This is a genomic window from Sphingomonas sp. JC676, assembly GCF_014489075.1.
Lineage (GTDB): Bacteria > Pseudomonadota > Alphaproteobacteria > Sphingomonadales > Sphingomonadaceae > Sphingomonas.
The window spans coordinates 152669-170486 of record NZ_JACTGR010000001.1; the positions used below are offsets into that span (position 1 = coordinate 152669).

At 65.7% G+C, this 17818-nt stretch carries 14 protein-coding genes; 4 read left to right on the top strand and 10 right to left on the bottom strand.

The window, feature by feature from the left end; all coding sequences use genetic code 11:
* Positions 1-4: 4 nt before the first annotated feature.
* The 6 genes from IAG41_RS00735 to IAG41_RS00760 form a co-directional block, all read right to left on the bottom strand.
* Positions 5-361: a response regulator gene (locus IAG41_RS00735; RefSeq protein ID WP_187726685.1), complete on the bottom strand. Its 357-nt coding sequence runs from the start codon at positions 359-361 to the stop codon at positions 5-7.
* Entirely contained in the window at positions 358-2505 is a 2148-nt protein-coding gene (locus IAG41_RS00740) for a PAS domain S-box protein (RefSeq protein ID WP_187726686.1), read from the bottom strand. Before IAG41_RS00740 ends, IAG41_RS00735 begins: the two co-directional genes overlap by 4 nt.
* Positions 2506-2878: 373 nt before the next feature.
* The gene (locus tag IAG41_RS00745) at positions 2879-3598 is read right to left on the bottom strand and encodes a 3'(2'),5'-bisphosphate nucleotidase CysQ (RefSeq protein ID WP_187726687.1); all 720 of its coding nucleotides are present in this window, start codon (positions 3596-3598) and stop codon (positions 2879-2881) included.
* On the bottom strand, positions 3595-5511 hold the full coding sequence (gene cysN, locus IAG41_RS00750; RefSeq protein ID WP_187727803.1) for a sulfate adenylyltransferase subunit CysN: 1917 nt from the start codon (positions 5509-5511) through the stop codon (positions 3595-3597). Before cysN ends, IAG41_RS00745 begins: the two co-directional genes overlap by 4 nt.
* Positions 5508-6452, bottom strand: a complete 945-nt coding sequence (gene cysD / locus IAG41_RS00755) for a sulfate adenylyltransferase subunit CysD (protein WP_187726688.1) — start codon at positions 6450-6452, stop codon at positions 5508-5510. Before cysD ends, cysN begins: the two co-directional genes overlap by 4 nt.
* An 89-nt stretch (positions 6453-6541) precedes the next feature.
* Entirely contained in the window at positions 6542-7858 is a 1317-nt protein-coding gene (locus IAG41_RS00760; protein ID WP_187726689.1) for a UDP-glucose dehydrogenase family protein, read from the bottom strand.
* Between the two features lie 421 nt (positions 7859-8279).
* Between IAG41_RS00760 and IAG41_RS00765 the strand changes: the two genes are divergently transcribed.
* The 3 genes from IAG41_RS00765 (at position 8280) to IAG41_RS00775 (ending at position 12646) form a co-directional block, all read left to right on the top strand.
* A complete protein-coding gene (locus IAG41_RS00765) occupies positions 8280-9734 on the top strand; it encodes a putative bifunctional diguanylate cyclase/phosphodiesterase (RefSeq protein ID WP_262408409.1) in 1455 nt (484 codons plus the stop codon).
* A gap of 131 nt (positions 9735-9865) precedes the next feature.
* On the top strand, positions 9866-12190 hold the full coding sequence (locus IAG41_RS00770; RefSeq protein ID WP_262408410.1) for an ATP-binding protein: 2325 nt from the start codon (positions 9866-9868) through the stop codon (positions 12188-12190).
* Between the two features lie 66 nt (positions 12191-12256).
* Positions 12257-12646, top strand: a complete 390-nt coding sequence (locus IAG41_RS00775) for a response regulator (RefSeq protein WP_187726691.1) — start codon at positions 12257-12259, stop codon at positions 12644-12646.
* On the opposite strand, the gene IAG41_RS00780 is transcribed toward IAG41_RS00775, so the two are convergent.
* Together IAG41_RS00780 and IAG41_RS00785 are read right to left on the bottom strand one after the other, a co-directional pair.
* Entirely contained in the window at positions 12643-13920 is a 1278-nt protein-coding gene (locus tag IAG41_RS00780; protein WP_187726692.1) for an MFS transporter, read from the bottom strand. The genes IAG41_RS00775 and IAG41_RS00780 overlap by 4 nt on opposite strands.
* Before the next feature lie 84 nt (positions 13921-14004).
* Positions 14005-14904, bottom strand: coding sequence for an intradiol ring-cleavage dioxygenase (locus IAG41_RS00785; RefSeq protein ID WP_187726693.1), 900 nt, complete (start codon positions 14902-14904; stop codon positions 14005-14007).
* 163 nt (positions 14905-15067) lie between these two features.
* Between IAG41_RS00785 and IAG41_RS00790 the strand changes: the two genes are divergently transcribed.
* Positions 15068-15631, top strand: coding sequence for a DUF3617 domain-containing protein (locus IAG41_RS00790; RefSeq protein WP_187726694.1), 564 nt, complete (start codon positions 15068-15070; stop codon positions 15629-15631).
* A gap of 1 nt (position 15632) precedes the next feature.
* On the opposite strand, the gene IAG41_RS00795 is transcribed toward IAG41_RS00790, so the two are convergent.
* Both IAG41_RS00795 and IAG41_RS00800 read right to left on the bottom strand, forming a co-directional pair.
* Positions 15633-16901 (bottom strand): HAMP domain-containing sensor histidine kinase, encoded by a 1269-nt coding sequence (locus IAG41_RS00795; RefSeq protein WP_316251060.1) that lies wholly within the window; start codon positions 16899-16901, stop codon positions 15633-15635.
* A complete protein-coding gene (locus tag IAG41_RS00800) occupies positions 16898-17635 on the bottom strand; it encodes a response regulator (RefSeq protein ID WP_187726695.1) in 738 nt (245 codons plus the stop codon). Before IAG41_RS00800 ends, IAG41_RS00795 begins: the two co-directional genes overlap by 4 nt.
* Between the last annotated feature and the right edge of the window lie 183 nt (positions 17636-17818).

A 17818-nucleotide genomic window follows, 5' to 3' on the forward strand; every position in this document is an offset into this window, starting at 1 on the left:
GCGGCTAGCCGAGCAGCGTCCGCAGCACGGTGGCGATATCGCGCTCGCCATAGGGCTTTTCGATCAGCGGCGCTCCGCCGGTAAAGCCTTCCGGCGTCGCGCCATAGCCGCTGGCGAAGGCGAAGGGCACGCCGCGCGCGCGCAATGCCTCGGCGATCGGCGTGCTGCGCTCGCCGGCCAGGTTGATGTCAAGGATCGCGGCGTCGAGTGCTTCGTTTTCGGCCAGCGCCAGACCTTCGGACAAGCGGCCCGCAGGGCCGACGGGCACGCATCCCAACGCGTCCAATATGTCTTCGAGGCACATCGCCACCACGGGCTCATCCTCGACCACCAGCACGCGCAGCGGGCCGAACTCGTTCATTCCGCGCCCTCGGGCAGCGGCGCGTCGACCGTGCAGACCACGCCTTCGGGCTGGAAGTCGATCGTCACCGTTCCCGCCAGCTCGGCCGCAAGGCCGCGCTCGATCATCCGCGTGCCGAAGCCGCGCTGCGTCGGCGCCGCAACCATGGGACCGCCGCGCTCCTCCCAAACCAGCGAGAGCCGCGCCGAGCCGTCTCGCGAGGTGCGAGCCCAGCGGATCGCGACATGGCCTCGCGGTCGCGAAAGCGCGCCATGCTTGACCGCGTTGGTTGCCAGTTCGTGGATCGCCAGCGCCAGGCTGATCGCGGTCTTGGGAAGGATCGCGAGATCGGGTCCGTCGAGCGTGAAACGGCCCGTATCACCACCATGCGGAGCAACCGCGTCACCGATGATCTGCGTCATCGAGACGGCGCCCCAATGTTCGCGGGTGAGCAGGTTATGCGCCTCGGACAGCGCGGCCAGCCGCCCTTCGAACGCGCGCCGCGACATGGCCGGATCGGCATCGTCCTTGAAGCTCTGCTGGGCAATGCCCTGGACGATCGCCAGCGTGTTTTTCACGCGGTGGTTGAGCTCGTCGACCAGCAGCCGCAGATGCGCCTCGTTGCGCCGCGCCTCGGTCATGTCGCGGGCGATCGCGTGGAGGCCGGCCGGCTTGCCCTCGGCATCGGCGGTGAGCTGCGAGTTGATCTCCCAGAAAAGCTGGCGGCCGTCCCTGGCGCGGACATTGACCATGAAGCGCGTCGTGCCGCCTTCGGCCAGCTTTCGCCTGAACGCTCCCATGCTCACGGCAAACTGGTCGGGGTCCATGAAATCGGCGATCGATCGCCCGACGACCTCCGCCTCGGCATAGCCGAGCGCCGCGAGCACGGCCGGATTCACCGAGGTGATCTTCTGATCGAGTGTGGTGGTGATCAGATAGTCGTTGGCCTGTTCGAAGATCGTGCGGAACCGCGTCTCGCTGTCGCGCAGCTCGTCCTCGGCGCGCTTGCGGTCGGTCACGTCGAATGACACGCCGACGAAACGGCTGGGCCGGTCGTCGAGATAGTCGATGCGGCTGCCATGGCTTTGCAGCCAGCGCTCCTGATGGGTGTCGGCCCGGCAGATGCGATATTCGATCGTGTACGGCACCGCTTCGCGGATGCAGCGCAGCGCGGTCTCGCGGACCCGATCGAGATCGGCGGGATGCACTCGTTCCAGCCATTCGTCGAAGCTGCCCTGACTTTTCTTTCGGCGCGGCATGCCGAGCAGATCGAAGCGATTGGGTGACCATTCGCCTTCGAGGGTTTGCAGGTCGAGTTCCCAGGTCGCCATGCCGGCGCCCTCGGTCGCGAGCCGCAGGCTCTCCTCGCTCTTGCGCAGCGCCGCCTCGGCCTCGCGCCGCTGCGTCACATCGATCGTCACCGCCAGCACGCCGAACGGCTCGCCATCGGGGCGGCGGATCACCGACACCGAATTGTTGACCCAGACGAGGCTGCCGTCCTTGCGGATATAGCGCTTCTCATGGGTGTACGGCGTGCCGTCGCGCACCGCGCGCTCGAACAGCCCAAGGTTGCGGCCGAGATCGTCGGGATGGGTGATCGACTGCATCGTGCGGCTCAGCAGTTCCTCGCGGCTCCAGCCGGCGATCTCGCAGAAACGGTCGTTGACCAGGGTGAACCGGCCATCGAGATCGACCTGGCCGAAGCCCGCCGTTGCCTGGCTGATGAACGCCGATAGCTGCGCCTCGCGCTCGCGCAGTGACAGCTCGGCTTCCTTCGCCTCGGTGATGTCATGGGCAACGCCGATAAAGCCGATATGGCACCCCTGCGCGTCCCAGCGCGGCGACGAGGTCGAGTGCAGCCAGCGCCATTCGCCCTTGTTGCTGCGATAGCGTCCTTCGAGTTCGAAGGTCTGGAGGCTGGCCTCGCCCGCGACCGATTCCGCGAGCAGCCGTGGCGCGTCCACGGGGTGGATGATCGCGCGCCAATCGAATTCGAGCGCTTCGTCGTACGATATGCCCAGAAACTCGACATAGGCGCGGTTGACGAAGCTGCGGCGCCGATCGAGCCGCGTGACCCACACCGCCACGGGGGCGCTGTCCGCAATCAGGCGGAACTCGTCTTCCCCCACGGGAAGCGGTTCGTGTCCCGCTTGCGTTTCGATCATGGGGCGTGGCGCGCTCGGAGAGGCATCTGTTCCTTACCTAGCCGGTATGTGCTTCAAATCAACGGCGAAACATTGCTTAGCAACAACGGCTTTCAAAACGGTCACCAGCGGTGTTGCGGAAGGCAATCGAGCGGCGCGTCGCCGGAGGTTTCAAGCCGAAGCCGCTAGAGGGATCTTCTGCGCGGCTTCGGCTCGTTCCCCGAGCGCGCAACCCGTTCCGAAGGAACAGACGCGTGGCGCTCGCTTTACTGGCAGGGCTTCCGGGAGGACGGAAGCGCCCGCGAACCGGCCTTTAGCCAAATCATAGCTGCATGTTCATTCAGGTGTTCCCCATTCCGGGAAATCCCTGTTCCGGGAAATCCCGGGTGCGCGATCAGGGACCGCAGGCGCGCACCGTATCCAGCACGCGCTGCGCCCATTCCTTGCGGCAGATCAGCAGGTCCGGGATGCTGGTGCCTTCACGGTTATAGACGATCGGCGATCCGTCGATCCGCGAGGCGTGGAGCCCGGCAGCCAATGCAACCGCGACCGGCGCGCAATTGTCCCATTGGTGCTGGCCGCCGGAGTGGAGGTAGATCTCCGCCTCACCGCGTACCACCGCCATCGCCTTGGCACCCGCCGATCCCATGCCGAGATGGATCGCGCCGATCTTGGCGCCGACGTCCTCGCAGAGCTTGCTCGGGCGCGAACGGCTGACCAGCATCCGCGGCGGGACGTGCGCGGGCGGTAGCGGGGGCGGGGCGTCGCTCGAGATGGTCACGCCCAGCCGCGGCAGCGCGACCGCGCCCACCGCCGCCGCGCCGTCGATCGCCAGTGCCACATGCACCGCCCAATCCTCGCGCCGCTCGCCGAATTCGCGCGTGCCGTCGAGCGGATCGACGATCCACACCCGGTGCGCCTTCAGCCGCGCCAGATCGTCGGCCGATTCCTCCGAAAGGATCGCATCGTCGGGCCGCGCGGCGCGCAGCCGGTCGAGAATCAGTACATTCGCCTCGCGGTCGCCGCGCGCGCCGCCGGCGCATTCGCCCTGGATGACGAGCAGCAGCTTGCCGGCATCGGTGGCCAGATCGCGGGCGAGTTCTGCGTCGGTCAAATCACCGGACTCCAGGTGCCCATGATCAGCTCGACGATGCGCTCGGCCGCCGCCTCGGGCGTCTCCTTGGTCGTGTCGATGCGGATTTCGGGGTTCGCCGGCGCCTCATAGGGGCTGGAGATGCCGGTGAAGTTGGCGATCTCGCCGGCGCGCGCCTTCTTGTAGAGACCTTTCACGTCGCGCTCCTCCGCCAGCGCCAGCGGCGTGTCGACGAAGATCTCGAAGAATTCGCCTTCGGGCAGCATTGATCGCACCATATCGCGCTCGGCGCGGAAGGGCGAGATGAATGCGGTCAGCACGATCAGCCCAGCATCGGTCATCAGCTTGGCGACCTCGCCGATGCGACGGATATTCTCGATCCGATCCTGGTCCGTGAAACCCAGGTCGCGATTGAGCCCGTGGCGGACATTGTCGCCGTCGAGCAGGAAGCTGTGCTTGCCCAGCGCGTGGAGCCGCTTCTCGACCATATTGGCGATCGTCGACTTGCCCGAGCCCGAGAGCCCGGTGAACCAGAGCAGCCGCGCCTTCTGCCCTTTTTGCTGGGCATGCGCCTCGCGGGTGATCTCGATCGCCTGCCAATGCACGTTCTGCGCGCGGCGCAGCGCGAAATGCAGCATGCCCGCGGCGACCGTGGCGTTGGTCAGCTTGTCGACCACGACGAAACCGCCGAGGTCGCGATTGTCCGCGTAGGGCTCGAACACAATCGTGCGGTCGGTCGCGATCTCCGCGGTGCCGATATCGTTCAGCTGGAGCGTCTTGACCGAGGTCCGCGCCAGCGTGTTGATGTCGATCGCGTAATCGGGTGCGCGTACGAGCGCGCTTACCGTCTGGGTGCCGAGCTTGAGCCAATATGCGCGACCGGGCAGCAATTCGGCCTGGTCCATCCAGACGATCGTCGCCTTGAACTGATCGGATGCCTCGGGCGGCGCATCGGCGATGGCGATCACGTCGCCGCGTGAGCAATCGACTTCGTCGGCCAATGTCAGCGTGACCGACTGGCCCGCGACCGCCTCGTCCAGATCGCCGTCCATCGTCACGATGCGCGAGATGGTGCTGGTCTTGCCCGAGGGCAGGATGCGTACTGCATCCCCAGGCCGGATCGTGCCGCTGGAGACCAATCCGGCAAAGCCGCGAAAGTCGAGATTGGGCCGGTTGACCCATTGCACCGGCATCCGGAACGGCTTGGCGCGATCCGCTTCGGCATCGACATCCACCGTTTCGAGATGCTCGATCAGCGTGGGGCCGACGTACCAAGGCGTGTTCGCCGACAGCGCGGTGATGTTGTCGCCCTTGAACCCCGAGATCGGGATCGCGGTGAACGCCTCGATGCCGATCTCGCTCGCAAAGGCGCGATAGTCCTCGACGATCGCGTCGAACCTGGCCCGGTCATAGCCGATCAGGTCCATCTTGTTCACCGCCAGCACGATGTGACGGATGCCGATCAGGTGCGCGAGGAAGCTGTGCCGACGGGTCTGGGTAAGCACGCCCTTGCGTGCGTCGATCAGGATCACCGCGAGGTCGGCGGTCGATGCGCCGGTCACCATGTTGCGGGTGTACTGCTCGTGCCCCGGCGTGTCGGCGACGATGAACTTGCGTTTCTCGGTCGCGAAGAAGCGATAGGCGACGTCGATCGTGATGCCCTGTTCGCGCTCGGCGGCGAGCCCGTCGACCAGCAGGGCGAAGTCGATCTCCTGGCCCTGGGTGCCGACGCGCTTCGAATCATTCTCCAGCGCGGAGAGCTGGTCCTCGAAGATTTGCTTCGAATCGTAGAGCAGCCGCCCGATCAGCGTCGACTTGCCGTCGTCCACCGATCCGCAGGTGATGAAACGCAGCAGCGTCTTGTTCTGGTGCTGGGCGAGATAGGCCGAGATATCGGACGCGATCAGCGCATCGGGGCGATAGGAAGAGGTCAGAAATAGCCCTCCTGCTTCTTCTTCTCCATGCTCGCGGCCTGATCGTGATCGATCGCGCGGCCCTGGCGCTCGGAAGTGGTGGTGAGCAACATCTCCTGGATCACCGCCTCCAGTGTGTCGGCCGCGCTCTCCACCGCGCCGGTCAGCGGATAACAGCCGAGGGTGCGGAAACGGATCGATCGCTCGACCGGCACCTCGCCCGGGCGCAGCCGGAAGCGATCGTCATCGACCATCAGCAGCAACCCGTCACGCTCCACCGTCGGGCGCGGTGCGGCGAAATAGAGCGGCACGATCTCGATCCCCTCGGCGAGGATGTATTGCCAGATGTCGAGCTCGGTCCAGTTGGAGAGCGGGAAGACGCGGATACTCTCGCCCTTGTTCTTGCGAGCATTGTAGAGATGCCAGAGTTCGGGGCGCTGCTGCTTGGGGTCCCAGCGGTGGCTCGCGGTGCGAAAGCTGAAGATCCGCTCCTTCGCCCGGCTCTTTTCCTCGTCGCGTCGCGCGCCGCCGAACGCCGCATCGAAGCCATATTTGTCGAGCGCCTGCTTGAGCCCCTCGGTCTTCCACATGTCGGTGTGGAGCCCGCCATGGTCGAACGGGTTGATGCCTTTTTCCTGCGCCTCGGGATTGTGGTGGACGAGCAGGTCCATGCCCGCGTCCGCCGCCGCCTTGTTGCGCAGATCGTACATCGCGCGGAATTTCCAGGTCGTGTCGACATGGAGCAGCGGGAAGGGCGGGGGCGCCGGATAGAAGGCCTTCTTGGCGAGGTGCAGCATCACGGCGCTGTCCTTGCCCACTGAATAGAGCATCACCGGCTTCTCGGCCTCGGCGACCACTTCGCGCAGGATATGGATACTCTCGGCTTCGAGCCGCTGGAGGTGCGTCAACGAAGGCGTTGAAAGGCCGCCCCTTGTTTCAATGCCAACGCTATCGCCGTCCATGGTGCTTCGATGCAGCATGGACGGCGATTTAGGAAGGTGCGCGAGGCGCGGCGATCTAGTTTATGTTTAGCGGGGGATACCCACCGGGATCAGAGCTTTGCCGGCTTGCCCACGCCGACCAGCTTCAGCCCCGCCCGCGCGGCTTCGGCCGGCGGATAGATGTTGCGCAGGTCGACCAGCAGCGGCGCCTTCATCGATGCCGCGATGCGGCCGAGATCGAGCGCGCGGAACGCGTCCCACTCGGTCACGATCACTACCGCATCGGTGCCGTCGGCAGCGGCATAGGCGCTTTCGGAGAATTCGACATTGGTGAGCAGCGGCCGCGCCTGCTCGAAACCCTCGGGATCATATGCCTTCACCGTCGCGCCGGCATCCTGCAGCGCTGCGATGATCGCCAGGCTCGGCGCGTCGCGCATGTCGTCGGTATTGGGCTTGAAGGTCAGGCCCAATATGCCGACGGTCTTGCCGCGCACGTCGCCGCCCATCGCCTTGATGACCTTGCGGCCCATCGCGCGCTTGCGGGCGTCGTTCACCTGCACGGTCGCCTCGACGATCCGGAGCGGCGTCTCGTTGTCCGCCGCCGTCTTCATCAGCGCCAGCGTGTCCTTGGGGAAGCACGAGCCGCCATAGCCGGGGCCGGCGTGGAGGAACTTGGAGCCGATGCGGTTGTCCATGCCGATGCCGCGCGACACTTCCTGCACGTCGGCGCCCACCTGTTCGCACAGGTCCGCGATCTCGTTGATGAAGGTGATCTTGACCGCCAGGAAGGCGTTGGCGGCATATTTGATCAGCTCCGAAGTGCGGCGGCCGACAAACAGCAAAGGTGCTGACTGGTTGAGCGACAGCGGGCGATAAATGTCGCGCATCACCTGGCGCGCGCCCTCGTCATCTGTCCCGAGCACGACGCGATCCGGCCGCTTGAAGTCCTCGATCGCCGCGCCTTCGCGCAGGAATTCGGGGTTGGAGACTACTTTGGCGCCACTATCGGGAGCCACTTCGGCGATGATCCGCTCGACTTCGTCGCCGGTGCCCACCGGCACGGTCGACTTGGTGACGATCACGCTGGGCCTAGTCAGATTCTCGGCGATCTCGCGCGCGGCGGCGAAGACATAGGAGAGATCGGCATGGCCGTCGCCGCGCCGACTAGGGGTGCCGACCGCGATGAACACCGCGTCGGCATCCTTGACGCCCTCGGCCAGATCGGTCGTGAACGACAGGCGGCCGGCACGCACATTGTTGGCCACCAGCTCGGCCAGCCCGGGCTCGTAGATCGGCATCACATTTTGGTGCAGCAGCTCGATCTTGCGCGAATCCTTGTCGACGCAAACGACTTCGTGACCGAAATCCGAGAAGCAGGCGCCGGAAACCAGGCCGACATAGCCGGTGCCGATCATAGCAATACGCACGAAGAATCCCCTGTAGCTAGGTTGGTGGGCTCTTAGCGTAACTGCGCCCCGCGGCAAGCCGTCCTGACGTCAGGGGAACGGGACGCCGGGCATAAAAAAACCCGCAAGATGCGGGCGGAAAAGGAAAAACTAAACCGTCCGGGCCGGTCAGCGCGTTTCCGACATCGGGAACGCCTCACCGCCGGCCCGGAAGTGGCGATCGGTTAGAACGGACGAATTTCTTCGCCGGTCGCGCCGTCGCGGAACAGAATGTTGAACGCGAACATCTTTATTCTCCCATCGTGCGCAGCGATGCGCATCCGACCAGTTAATGTAAAATTAACCCTCGAGCAATCCGGAAAACTGCGGAGGCGAGGCTGCTATGGTCTCGGAACGACACGATTGTTTACCATTCGTTGAGCCCTGTGGCGTACCGCTATGGATGATGTCGGCACGTATCGAGCCTTCGACGCCCTCGGGTGGCGCCTCGCGCGCACCGGCGGATCCCAATGGACCCGCCGGCTGCGACGGGCCGGGTGTGTCCGATCGCGCCGATCCTCTGGGCGCCGAACATGGCGCCGACCTCCACATGCCGCTCCGCACGCGCCGGCGCGTGCCATGGCACCGCACCAGCAACGATCGCCGCGTCGAGCAGCGTTTCTGGAGCATTCTGTGCCAGTGCGAGATCGCCAATTTCGCGACGCTGCGCCGCCATCTGGGCCGGCCTCGCGCCGACGCGCTGGTACTCGATGTCGCCCAGACCATCGTCGGCCTGTGCCCGGACATGCGGATCGTCACGGCAGGCCGCGCGCTGGTCGAGTTCGAATTCGAATGCAGCACGCCCGAGGCCGCCGCCGCGGAAGTCGAGAAGCTTCGCAAGACCTTCCAGAGCCCGCTCGATCTCGATGGCGAGCGTTATCAACTCCAGATGCATTTCGGCGTCGCCGCCGCGCCTTCGGGCGATCGGGACGACGTCCGCCTCACAGAAGCCGCCGAATCGGCACTCGAGCAGGCGCGTACCGACGGCAAGACAATCATGCTCGATCTGTCGCGCACCGATCTGGCGTTCGACAGGCTGACCTTGATGCGTGAATTGCCGCGCGCGATCGCCAATGGCGAAATGTTCTTGCAATATCAGCCCAAGGTGCACGTCCGCCGCCAGGTGATCGCCAGCGCCGAGGCGCTGGTGCGCTGGCAGCATCCCGTGCGCGGGCTGATTCTGCCGGGCGATTTCATCTCGGTCGCCGAACAGGCGGGCGAGATCGGCGCGCTCACGATCTGGGCGCTGCGCCAGGTCATAGCGGACCAGAAGATCCTCGCGGCCGACGGCCATGACATGCCGTTGTTCATCAACATCTCGGGCATGCTGCTCGCCGATGCCGGCTTCGTCGAGGAAACCTGCAAGATCATATCGCAGAACCGTGACGCCAAGCTCGGCTTCGAAATCACCGAAACCGCGGTGATCCGCGATCCGGAGAGCGCGATCCGCCATCTCCAGATGTTCGCCGACAGCGGCGTCACCCTCGCGATCGACGATTATGGCGCAGGGCTTTCCTCGCTCGCCTATCTAAAACAGCTCCCGGCAAAGGAGCTCAAGATCGACAAGATGTTCGTGATGCAGCTCACGAGCAGTAATCGCGATCCGCTGATCGTCCGCTCGACGATCGATCTCGCCCATGCGCTCGAAATGGAGGTGACCGCGGAAGGCGTCGAAACGCCGTCCGCACTGGCACTGCTCAGCGTGATGGGCTGCGACATGGTCCAGGGTTTCCTGATATCGCGCCCAATCGCCATCGACGCGTTCCGCGCCTATCTTGCCCAGGAGGGGCATCTCTCGGCGACCGGTGGCGCCCATTCGTCATTCGTCCGGCCCGAGAGCTTCTGGAAGCGCGCGTGAGGCGCGCATCACGCCGCTTCGCGCGGATAATGCTTGCGCTTTTGTGTCTGGTTGCAGCGGGACCCGCGCTGGCGACCGAGCCGGAATTTCCGAAACCGATTGCAGACGCCATCGTCGGTGCGAAGTCCAGCATGATGGAAGCGCCGGCCGACGTGCTCGCTTATACGCGCAAGGCCGAGACGCTGGCGGCCGGCATTTCCGATCCGCGCCAGCGCACGCTGGCGATCGCCACTGCCCGTTGGCTAGCGGGCGAGGCGCGGCTGCGCACCAATCGCGCCGATCTCGCCGGCCGGCTGCTGGCCGACGGTCTCAAGCTGATCGAGCCGATCCAGACGCCGCTCAAGCTGCGCGGCGACCTGCTGATGTCGCAGGGCAATCTGTACGTGCTCGAAGACAAGGCCGCTGATGCGCTGCGCAGCTTCCAGGCCGCCTACCGCATCTTCGGCGACGTGAAGGAGCCCCGCAGCCAGGCGATTGCGCTTCAGAATATCGGCGCACTCTACAGCTCGGCGCATGACGACGGCCGGGCCGAGCAATATTATCGTCAGGCAGCCAACACCTATGATGGCGATCCGATGCTGTCGTTGTCGCTGCACAACAGCCGCGGCAATGTGCTGATGGGGCTCGAGCGCTATGGCGAAGCCGAGGCTGAGTTCCGCAGCGCGCTCAAAATCGCGCACGATCTGTCGAAGCCGGTGCTCGAAGTGCGGGTGCTCAGCAATCTCGCCCGCAACGAGGTAGAGGCGCGAAACTTCGACGCGGCCCGGATCACGCTCAATCAGGGATTCGCGCTGACCAATGGCGATAACACGATCAGCTCGCGGCGCATGCTGCTGGCGACCGCCGCCCGCCTCGCCGAGGATCAGGGCGATCATCGAACCGCGGCCCGGCTGATCCATGAATGTTTCGACGGGCTCGATTTGTCCACCACGTCGATCGATTTTCGGACGGCCCATCTCTACGCCTATCGGATCTTTCGCGGGCTCGGCGAGAACAAGCTCTCGCTGATCCATCTCGAAGCGGTGCGGCGGTTAAGCGACGAGGCCTCCAAGGTGGCGACCACCAACAGTGCGGCGCTGATGGCGGCCAGGTTCGACTATGCGAATCAGGAACTTACCATCCAGAAGCTCACCAGCGAGCAGTTGCGCAAGACCGCCGAGTTCCAGCGCACGCTGCTCCTCAGCCTTGGCGGAGCGACGCTGGTCGTGATCGCGCTGCTGACCTTCGGCCTGATCACCATCCGCCGCAGCCGCAACCAGGTCCGCGACGCCAACGTCGTGCTCAACACGACCAACATCGCGCTCGAAAAGGCACTCAAGGCCAAGACCGAATTCCTCGCGACGACCAGCCACGAGATCCGCACCCCGCTCAACGGCATCCTCGGCATGACCCAGGTGATGCTCGCCGACCCCAAGCTCAAGCCCGAGATGCGCGACCGGATCGGCATCGTCCACGGCGCCGGCGTCACGATGCGCAGCCTGGTCGACGACATTCTCGACGTCGCCAAGATGGAGACAGGCAACCTCACGGTCGATGCCGCCCCGATGGACCTGTGCGCGACGCTCAACGAGCTCACACGCATCTGGGAAGAGCAGGCGCGCGCCAAGGGACTTTCCTTCCGCCTCGAACTTACGCACGCTCCCTGCTGGATCGAAAGCGACGCCGGGCGCCTGCGCCAGATCGTCTTCAATCTGCTCTCCAACGCGATCAAGTTCACCGAACGCGGCGGCGTCATTCTGCGTGCGGTCGACGAAGGCGAGGGCGATGCGCGCCGGCTCAAGCTGATGATCAGCGACACCGGCATCGGCATCCCCGAGGACAAGTTCGAAGAGATATTCGAATCCTTCCGCCAGGTCGATGCCAGCACCACGCGCCAATTCGGCGGCACCGGCCTGGGCCTCACCATCTGCCGCAATCTCGCCCGCGCCCTGGGCGGCGACATCTCGGTGACGAGCACCGCCGGCGAAGGCTCGAGCTTCACCATCGATTTGCCGCTCGTCCCCGCCGAAGCCCCCGCCGAAGCGGCGGGCGAGGCGAAGAGCGGCGGGACGATGCTGATCCTCGATCGCAATCCGATCGCGCGGAGCATGTTGCGCACCCTGTTCGAGCCACGCGTCGCCCGGCTCTGCTTCGCAGCGAGCCCCGAAGAGGCGGCTGCGACGATCGAATCCGGCGGCGTCACCCGGCTGCTGATCGACGAAGCCACGCTCAAAGCGGGCGAAACCGACCCCTTCGACGCACTCAAGACGCTCTGCGGCGTCACCCAGGGCATTCCGGTCGCAATTTTGTGGCTGAGGCCAAATGCTGAGATCCAATCACAGCTTCTGGACGCAGGGGTCACTCAAGTGATAGAAAAGCCCATTGCTAGCGCTGCGCTGGTCGAGGCACTCATTCCAGGGGGCAAGGAAAATTCGGCGGGGGGAGGGGCGGACCCGCTTGTGTCTCAAGCGGCTTAGCGCAATAGCACACCTAATGAAAAAGAAGGTCGCTCAGGTATCCACGGTTCGCGCAGGCGGCCGGCGATGAATATTCTCTTCATCGAGGACGACCCGATGAACCGTCGGGTCGTGAAGGACATGCTCGACGTTGCGGGAGCCACCATGGCGGAGGCAGCCTGGGCAGAGGAAGGCCTTGCGCGCATCGATGCCGAAACCTTCGACGTCATCCTGGTCGATCTGCGCATGCCCGGCACCGACGGCTTCGAGACGATCCGCCTGATCCGCGCCCGCGGCGACGCCAAGGCCGAGCTGCCAATCATCGTCGTGACGGCGGACACCGCGGTGGACCTGCGCGAGCGCTGCCTAGCGATCGGCGCCGACGACGTGCTGTTCAAGCCGGTCGCGATGGATGCGCTGTTCGATTCGATCGGTCGCGTTCTTGCGATACGCGGCGGCGGGGGCATGATCCTTTAGTCTTCCAATATCCGCGAATGCTTCGCGGTGTCGCGCATCCCGAGATAGGTTGCCAGCGAAATTCCAACCATTATGGTGACATACCAATAGAAGCCGCGTTCCCAGCCGGCATCCTTGAACCACAAGGCGGCATAAGGCGCGGTCCCGCCGAAGATCGCATTGGCGAGCGCATAGGGCAAAGCCACGCCGAGCGTTCGGATATGCGCCGGGAACAGCTCCGCCTTCACCACCGCATTTATCGACGTGTACCCCGTGACGATCACCAGCGCCCCGGTCATCAGCGCGAACGCGGTCAGCCCGTCGCGCACGCCCTCCAGCGCCACGAAGATCGGATAGGTGAGCAGCACGCCCAGCACGCCGAACGCGACCATCAGCGGCTTGCGCCCGATCCGGTCGGACAGCGCGCCCGCGAGCGGCTGGATCGCCATGAACACGAACAGAGCCGCCGCATTGACCTGCGTCGCCGCCGCGTCCGAAAAGCCAGCGGTCTTCTTGAGGAAGGCGATCGGGTAGATCGTATAGGCGTAGAAGGCGAGCGTGCCGCCTGCGGTCAGCAGCATCACCACCGCCGCCTCGCGCGGATGCTGGAGGAACAAGGCAGTGAAGCTCGATTTCTGCGCAGTGTCGCGCTTCTCGTAACTCTCGGTCTCGGCGAGCCGCCGCCTGAGCCAGAAGACGAGCAACGCGAGCACGCCGCCCACCGCGAAGGGAATCCGCCAGCCCCATTCCTTCAGCTCGGCTTCGGGCAGCGCGGACTGCAGCGCCAGCAGCACTACCAGCGCGACGAGCTGACCCGATATCAGCGTCACATATTGGAAGCTGGAGAAGAAGCCGCGGTGCCGCTTGCCCGCCATCTCCGAGAGATAGGTCGCGCTCGCGCCATATTCACCGCCGAGCGACAGCCCCTGGAGCAGCCGCGCCGCGATCAGCGACGCCGTCGCCAGCCAGCCGATCTCCGCATAGCCCGGCGTCAGCGCGATCATCAGCGATCCGACACACATCAAGGTCACCGACAGCGTCAGCCCGGCCTTGCGCCCGCGCCGGTCGCCATAGACCCCCATCAGCCAACCTCCGATCGGCCGCATGAAGAAGCCGACCGCGAACACCGCCCAGGCGTTCAGGTCCTTGGCGGCGTTGTCCGGGAAGAAATGCGGTGCCAGATAGCTGGCGAGCACGGCATAGGCATACCAGTCATACCATTCGACGAGGTTGCCCGCCGATCCCCCCAGGATCGAGCGGAGCCGATGGCGGGGCGCGGGTGTGGATGGCGTCATCGGGCGTACTATAGCAACGCCCCGCCCGCCGGGAAGTCACGCAGGACACGGCGAGCGGGACGCGCGTGGCGGTCGAGGGAGACTCTACCGCGCGATTCCGATCGTCGCCGTCGCCGTGTAGCCGGCGGAGACGCTGCCGCTCATCGCCGGGGTCTGCTGCGCGATCTGGGCGGCGCTGTTGTCGCCGAAGACATTGTCGCCGTTGAGCGAGACGCCGGCGAAGTTGCTGATGCTGGAGGTATAGCCGCTCGCGCCATTGTACACCGTCGAGCAGACCGCGCTCGGCATCGCGAACTGCGACACCAGCACCGCATAGCGTCCTCCGGTTGCCGTCGCGAGGCTGGAGAAGACCTCGAAATGGATGTGCGGCCAGCGCCCGGCATAACAGCCCGGGAAGATGGTGGTGAAGCTTACCTGGCCATTGGCATCGGTCACGCCGACGCCGCGCAGATAGCTCTCGTTCGGCAGGTCGTAGAGCGAGTATTTGCCGCTTCGGTCGCAGTGCCAGATGTAGACGGCATAGCCCGCCAGTGGGGCGCAGCTTGCATTCACGTTCACCACCGTGATGGTCAGCGTCACCTGCACGCCGTCCGCTGTGGCGGTCGAGGATCCGATGAAGCTCGAGCGGATGTCGCTGCGCACCACGTTGCTCGCGGTGAGCGCGTTCGAAGTGAGCCCGCTCGACGTGTTGGTGCCGTCGGCCGGGTAGGGGCCGTTAGTCTCGGTCGGGTCGGCGATGCACGTGCCGCTGCTCGGGGTTGGTGTGGAAGTAGGGCTCGGGGTGGGGCTGGGCGTCGGTGTCGGCACCGGCGTGGCAGTGCCGGTCGTTGCCACGCTGCCCGACCCGCCGCTGTCGCACGCGGCGAGCAGCGCTACGGTGCCCGCGCCGGTGAACCAGCGCAGCGCATGCCGCCGGGTAGCGAGCGCTTCCATTGCCTTAAGATCCTGGGCGAGGCCCAGATCGTGGTCGTCATGATGTTGCATTGCGGTCTCCCGTTTCGGAAGCTGGTGTCGCCGCGCCATCCTGCACGCCGATTTCGCCGCATCGCGCTATGTTTCAGCAGGTTGCAGCGGCGGGGATTGCGCTCGACCGCGTAATCGGGTTGGACGGGCGGAATAAGCCAATCGAGACGAGGATTCAGGCCAAATGCATCGTTATCTGCTCGCCGGAATGGCCGCGTTGGCATTGGCCGGCTGCCAGTCTGCCGCCGAGAAGCATGCCGCGGAAACCGGCGAGGTCGACGTCGCCAATGTCTCGGTCGACGAGCTTTCGAAGGTGATGAAGGCCGCACGCGCGAAGACCGAGCTCCAGCCCGGCATCTGGGCGACACAGATGCACGTCGTTTCGTCCGACCTCTCCGCTTTCAAGGGCGAGGATCGCGCGGCGCAACAAGAGGCCATTGGGCGCCAGGAACACCAGAGCACCAGCTGCCGCAAGGCCGACGAGCTCAAGCCGCTCGACATCCGCAACCTGGAACAGGTCGCCGGCACCTGCTCGGTCGCGCGCTATGTCGCCAAGGACGGCAAGATCGACGCGAACATTCAGTGCACGAAGGACGGCGCCGGGACGACCACGGTCCTCGCCTCGGGTACGATGAGCAAGACCGCGTTCGACGTTATGATCTCTCAAGAGACCGGCAAGCCGGGCGATCAGGGCTATGTCGCGATCAAGCTCCGGGCGACGGGCAAGCGCACCGGCGCCTGCAGCTGAGCTATTCGGCGGGCAGCCGCACGCGGACACGTCCGCCGCCTTCGGCGCGGTTCTCCAAGGTCACCTGGCCGCCATGCGCTTCGGCGATCGAGCGGACGATCGCCAGCCCCAGCCCAGTGCCCCCGGTCGCGCGGTTGCGCGAGCTCTCGCCGCGCACGAACGGGGAGAATAGCGCTTCGGTGCGGGCGGGATCGAAGCCGGGGCCGTCGTCGTTGATCACCGCCTCGACCCAGCCGGGCTCCAGCGACCAGCGGATCCGCGCGCGCTCGCCATAGCGCACCGCATTCTCGATCAGGTTGGCGAACAGCCGCCGGAGCGCCGAAGGATCGCCGCGCACCACAGCGCGCGGACCCGTAGCGACTTCCACCGGCGTTCCAGCCGTGCCCAGATCGTCGGCCAGACTCTCGATCAGGCTGCCCAGGTCCAGCCTTGTATGCGCCGCCCCGGCGCGGTCGTCGCGGACGAAGCGCACCGTCGCGCCCAGCATCTCGCGCATCTCGTCGATATCCGCCGAAGCGCGTTCGCGCGCCGCCTCGGGTAGTTGCTCGACCCAGAAGGCGATGCGCGAGAGCGGCGTGCCCAGATCGTGCGCGATTGCCGCCAGCATCGCGCTGCGGCCCTGCGCCTGGTGCAGGATGCGGCCTTGCATCGCCTCGATCGCCTGGGCCAGCTCGCGCACTTCGCGCGGGCCACCCCCCGGCATCGGCTCGGGCACCCCCAGCCGCGCGCGCTTGGCGGCGGCGGCGAGGTCGCGGATCGGTCGCGAGATGCGCTGCGCGATGAACCAGGCGGGCACTGCTAGCGCCAACAGGGTCAGCAGCGCCGCGATCAGCGTGAAGACATGCCAATGGGTGAAGGGCGGCGGACGCATAGAGCGTGCGACGCGCCAGCCTTTCGGGCCATGCCACCCCACCGTGAAATCGCCCCGCACCTCGCTGGTTTCGAAAAAGGTGGGTTCGTCATAGAGCCCGGCGACATCGCTCCGCGGCACGCCCAGCGCGACGGCGATCTGCCCGTCCAGCATCGGATTGGGCTGCTGACGCGGTCCGCCGATCGGCGGATTGGCGGAGTCGGTGACGTCAAGGCGTCGCCAATTTCCGGCATGGCCGCTTTCGCCGCGCAGGACCCTGGCGATCTCCGCGATCGGAACGGGGGCGGGGCGGGGCGGGGGGCCGCGAAAGGTGATGGCGAACTGCATCGCCGTCGCCACCGCCACCGCGGCGATCACGAGCAGCGCGATCGGCACCGCGGTCGAGCGCGGCGCTCTCACCTGCCGCTCACTTCGGCGACGAACATATAGCCTTCGTTGCGGATCGTGCGGATCAGATCCTCGGCGCCTGGCCGCGCGAGTTTCTTGCGCAGGCGGCTCAACTGCACGTCGATCGCGCGGTCGAACTGCTCGGCCATGGGCCCGCGCGAGAAATCGAGCAGCGCATCGCGGGTCAGCACCCGCCGCGGCCGCTCGACCAGCGCGAGCAACAGCCGAAACTCGCCGTCGGACAGGTTGATCAGCACCCCGTCCGGATCATAGAGCTGCCGCCCCACCGGATCGAGCCGCCAGCCCGCGAAGCGCAGGAAGCTGCGCTCGACGATTCGGGAGGCGCCGGCATCGCTCCGGCTCCTGCGCAGCACCGATCGGATTCGTGCCAGCAACTCGCGCGGGTTGGCCGGCTTGGCGATATAATCGTCTGCGCCCATCTCGAGCCCGACGATCCTGTCGACGTCCTCGCCGATCACCGAATGCAGGATTACCGCCGGTCCCGTTTCGCGGTCGAGCCCGCGCAATATGGTCAGACCGTCCTCGCCGGGCATCATCAGGTCGAGCACCACCAACGCATAGTCGTGCCGGGCCAGCGCCGCCCGCATCTCCACGCCGCCCGAGGCGGTATCGACGACATAGCCGTGCTGCGACAGGAACGCGGCGGTCAGCTCGCGGATTCCGGGATCGTCGTCGACGATCAACAGGCGGGTTTCCAGATCCAAGGCGTGGGCGGGCTGCATCATCCATGGGGAAGTGATCGGCGAACCTATCGGGCGCGTTGCACCGCTGCAATCTGGTGTAATATGGGGCAGGTGTGGTATGCGGGCCACAGCCCTTCTCCTGCGGGCCGCGCTTTTCCTACGCCTCCGCCCTTGAAAAAGGGGCTTTTCACTGATAGGTGCCCGCCACGACGCCGCAACTCCGGT

Bases quoted from the DNA above. Each gene is read 5' to 3' on its own strand.
- IAG41_RS00735 (WP_187726685.1), bottom strand. From the start codon at position 361: ATGAACGAGTTCGGCCCGCTGCGCGTGCTGGTGGTCGAGGATGAGCCC.
- IAG41_RS00740 (WP_187726686.1), bottom strand. From the start codon at position 2,505: ATGATCGAAACGCAAGCGGGACACGAACCGCTTCCCGTGGGGGAAGAC.
- cysD (WP_187726688.1), bottom strand. From the start codon at position 6,452: ATGGACGGCGATAGCGTTGGCATTGAAACAAGGGGCGGCCTTTCAACG.
- IAG41_RS00765 (WP_262408409.1), top strand. From the start codon at position 8,280: ATGATGTCGGCACGTATCGAGCCTTCGACGCCCTCGGGTGGCGCCTCG.
- IAG41_RS00770 (WP_262408410.1), top strand. From the start codon at position 9,866: ATGATGGAAGCGCCGGCCGACGTGCTCGCTTATACGCGCAAGGCCGAG.
- IAG41_RS00775 (WP_187726691.1), top strand. From the start codon at position 12,257: ATGAATATTCTCTTCATCGAGGACGACCCGATGAACCGTCGGGTCGTG.
- IAG41_RS00780 (WP_187726692.1), bottom strand. From the start codon at position 13,920: ATGACGCCATCCACACCCGCGCCCCGCCATCGGCTCCGCTCGATCCTG.
- IAG41_RS00785 (WP_187726693.1), bottom strand. From the start codon at position 14,904: ATGCAACATCATGACGACCACGATCTGGGCCTCGCCCAGGATCTTAAG.
- IAG41_RS00790 (WP_187726694.1), top strand. From the start codon at position 15,068: ATGCATCGTTATCTGCTCGCCGGAATGGCCGCGTTGGCATTGGCCGGC.
- IAG41_RS00800 (WP_187726695.1), bottom strand. From the start codon at position 17,635: ATGATGCAGCCCGCCCACGCCTTGGATCTGGAAACCCGCCTGTTGATC.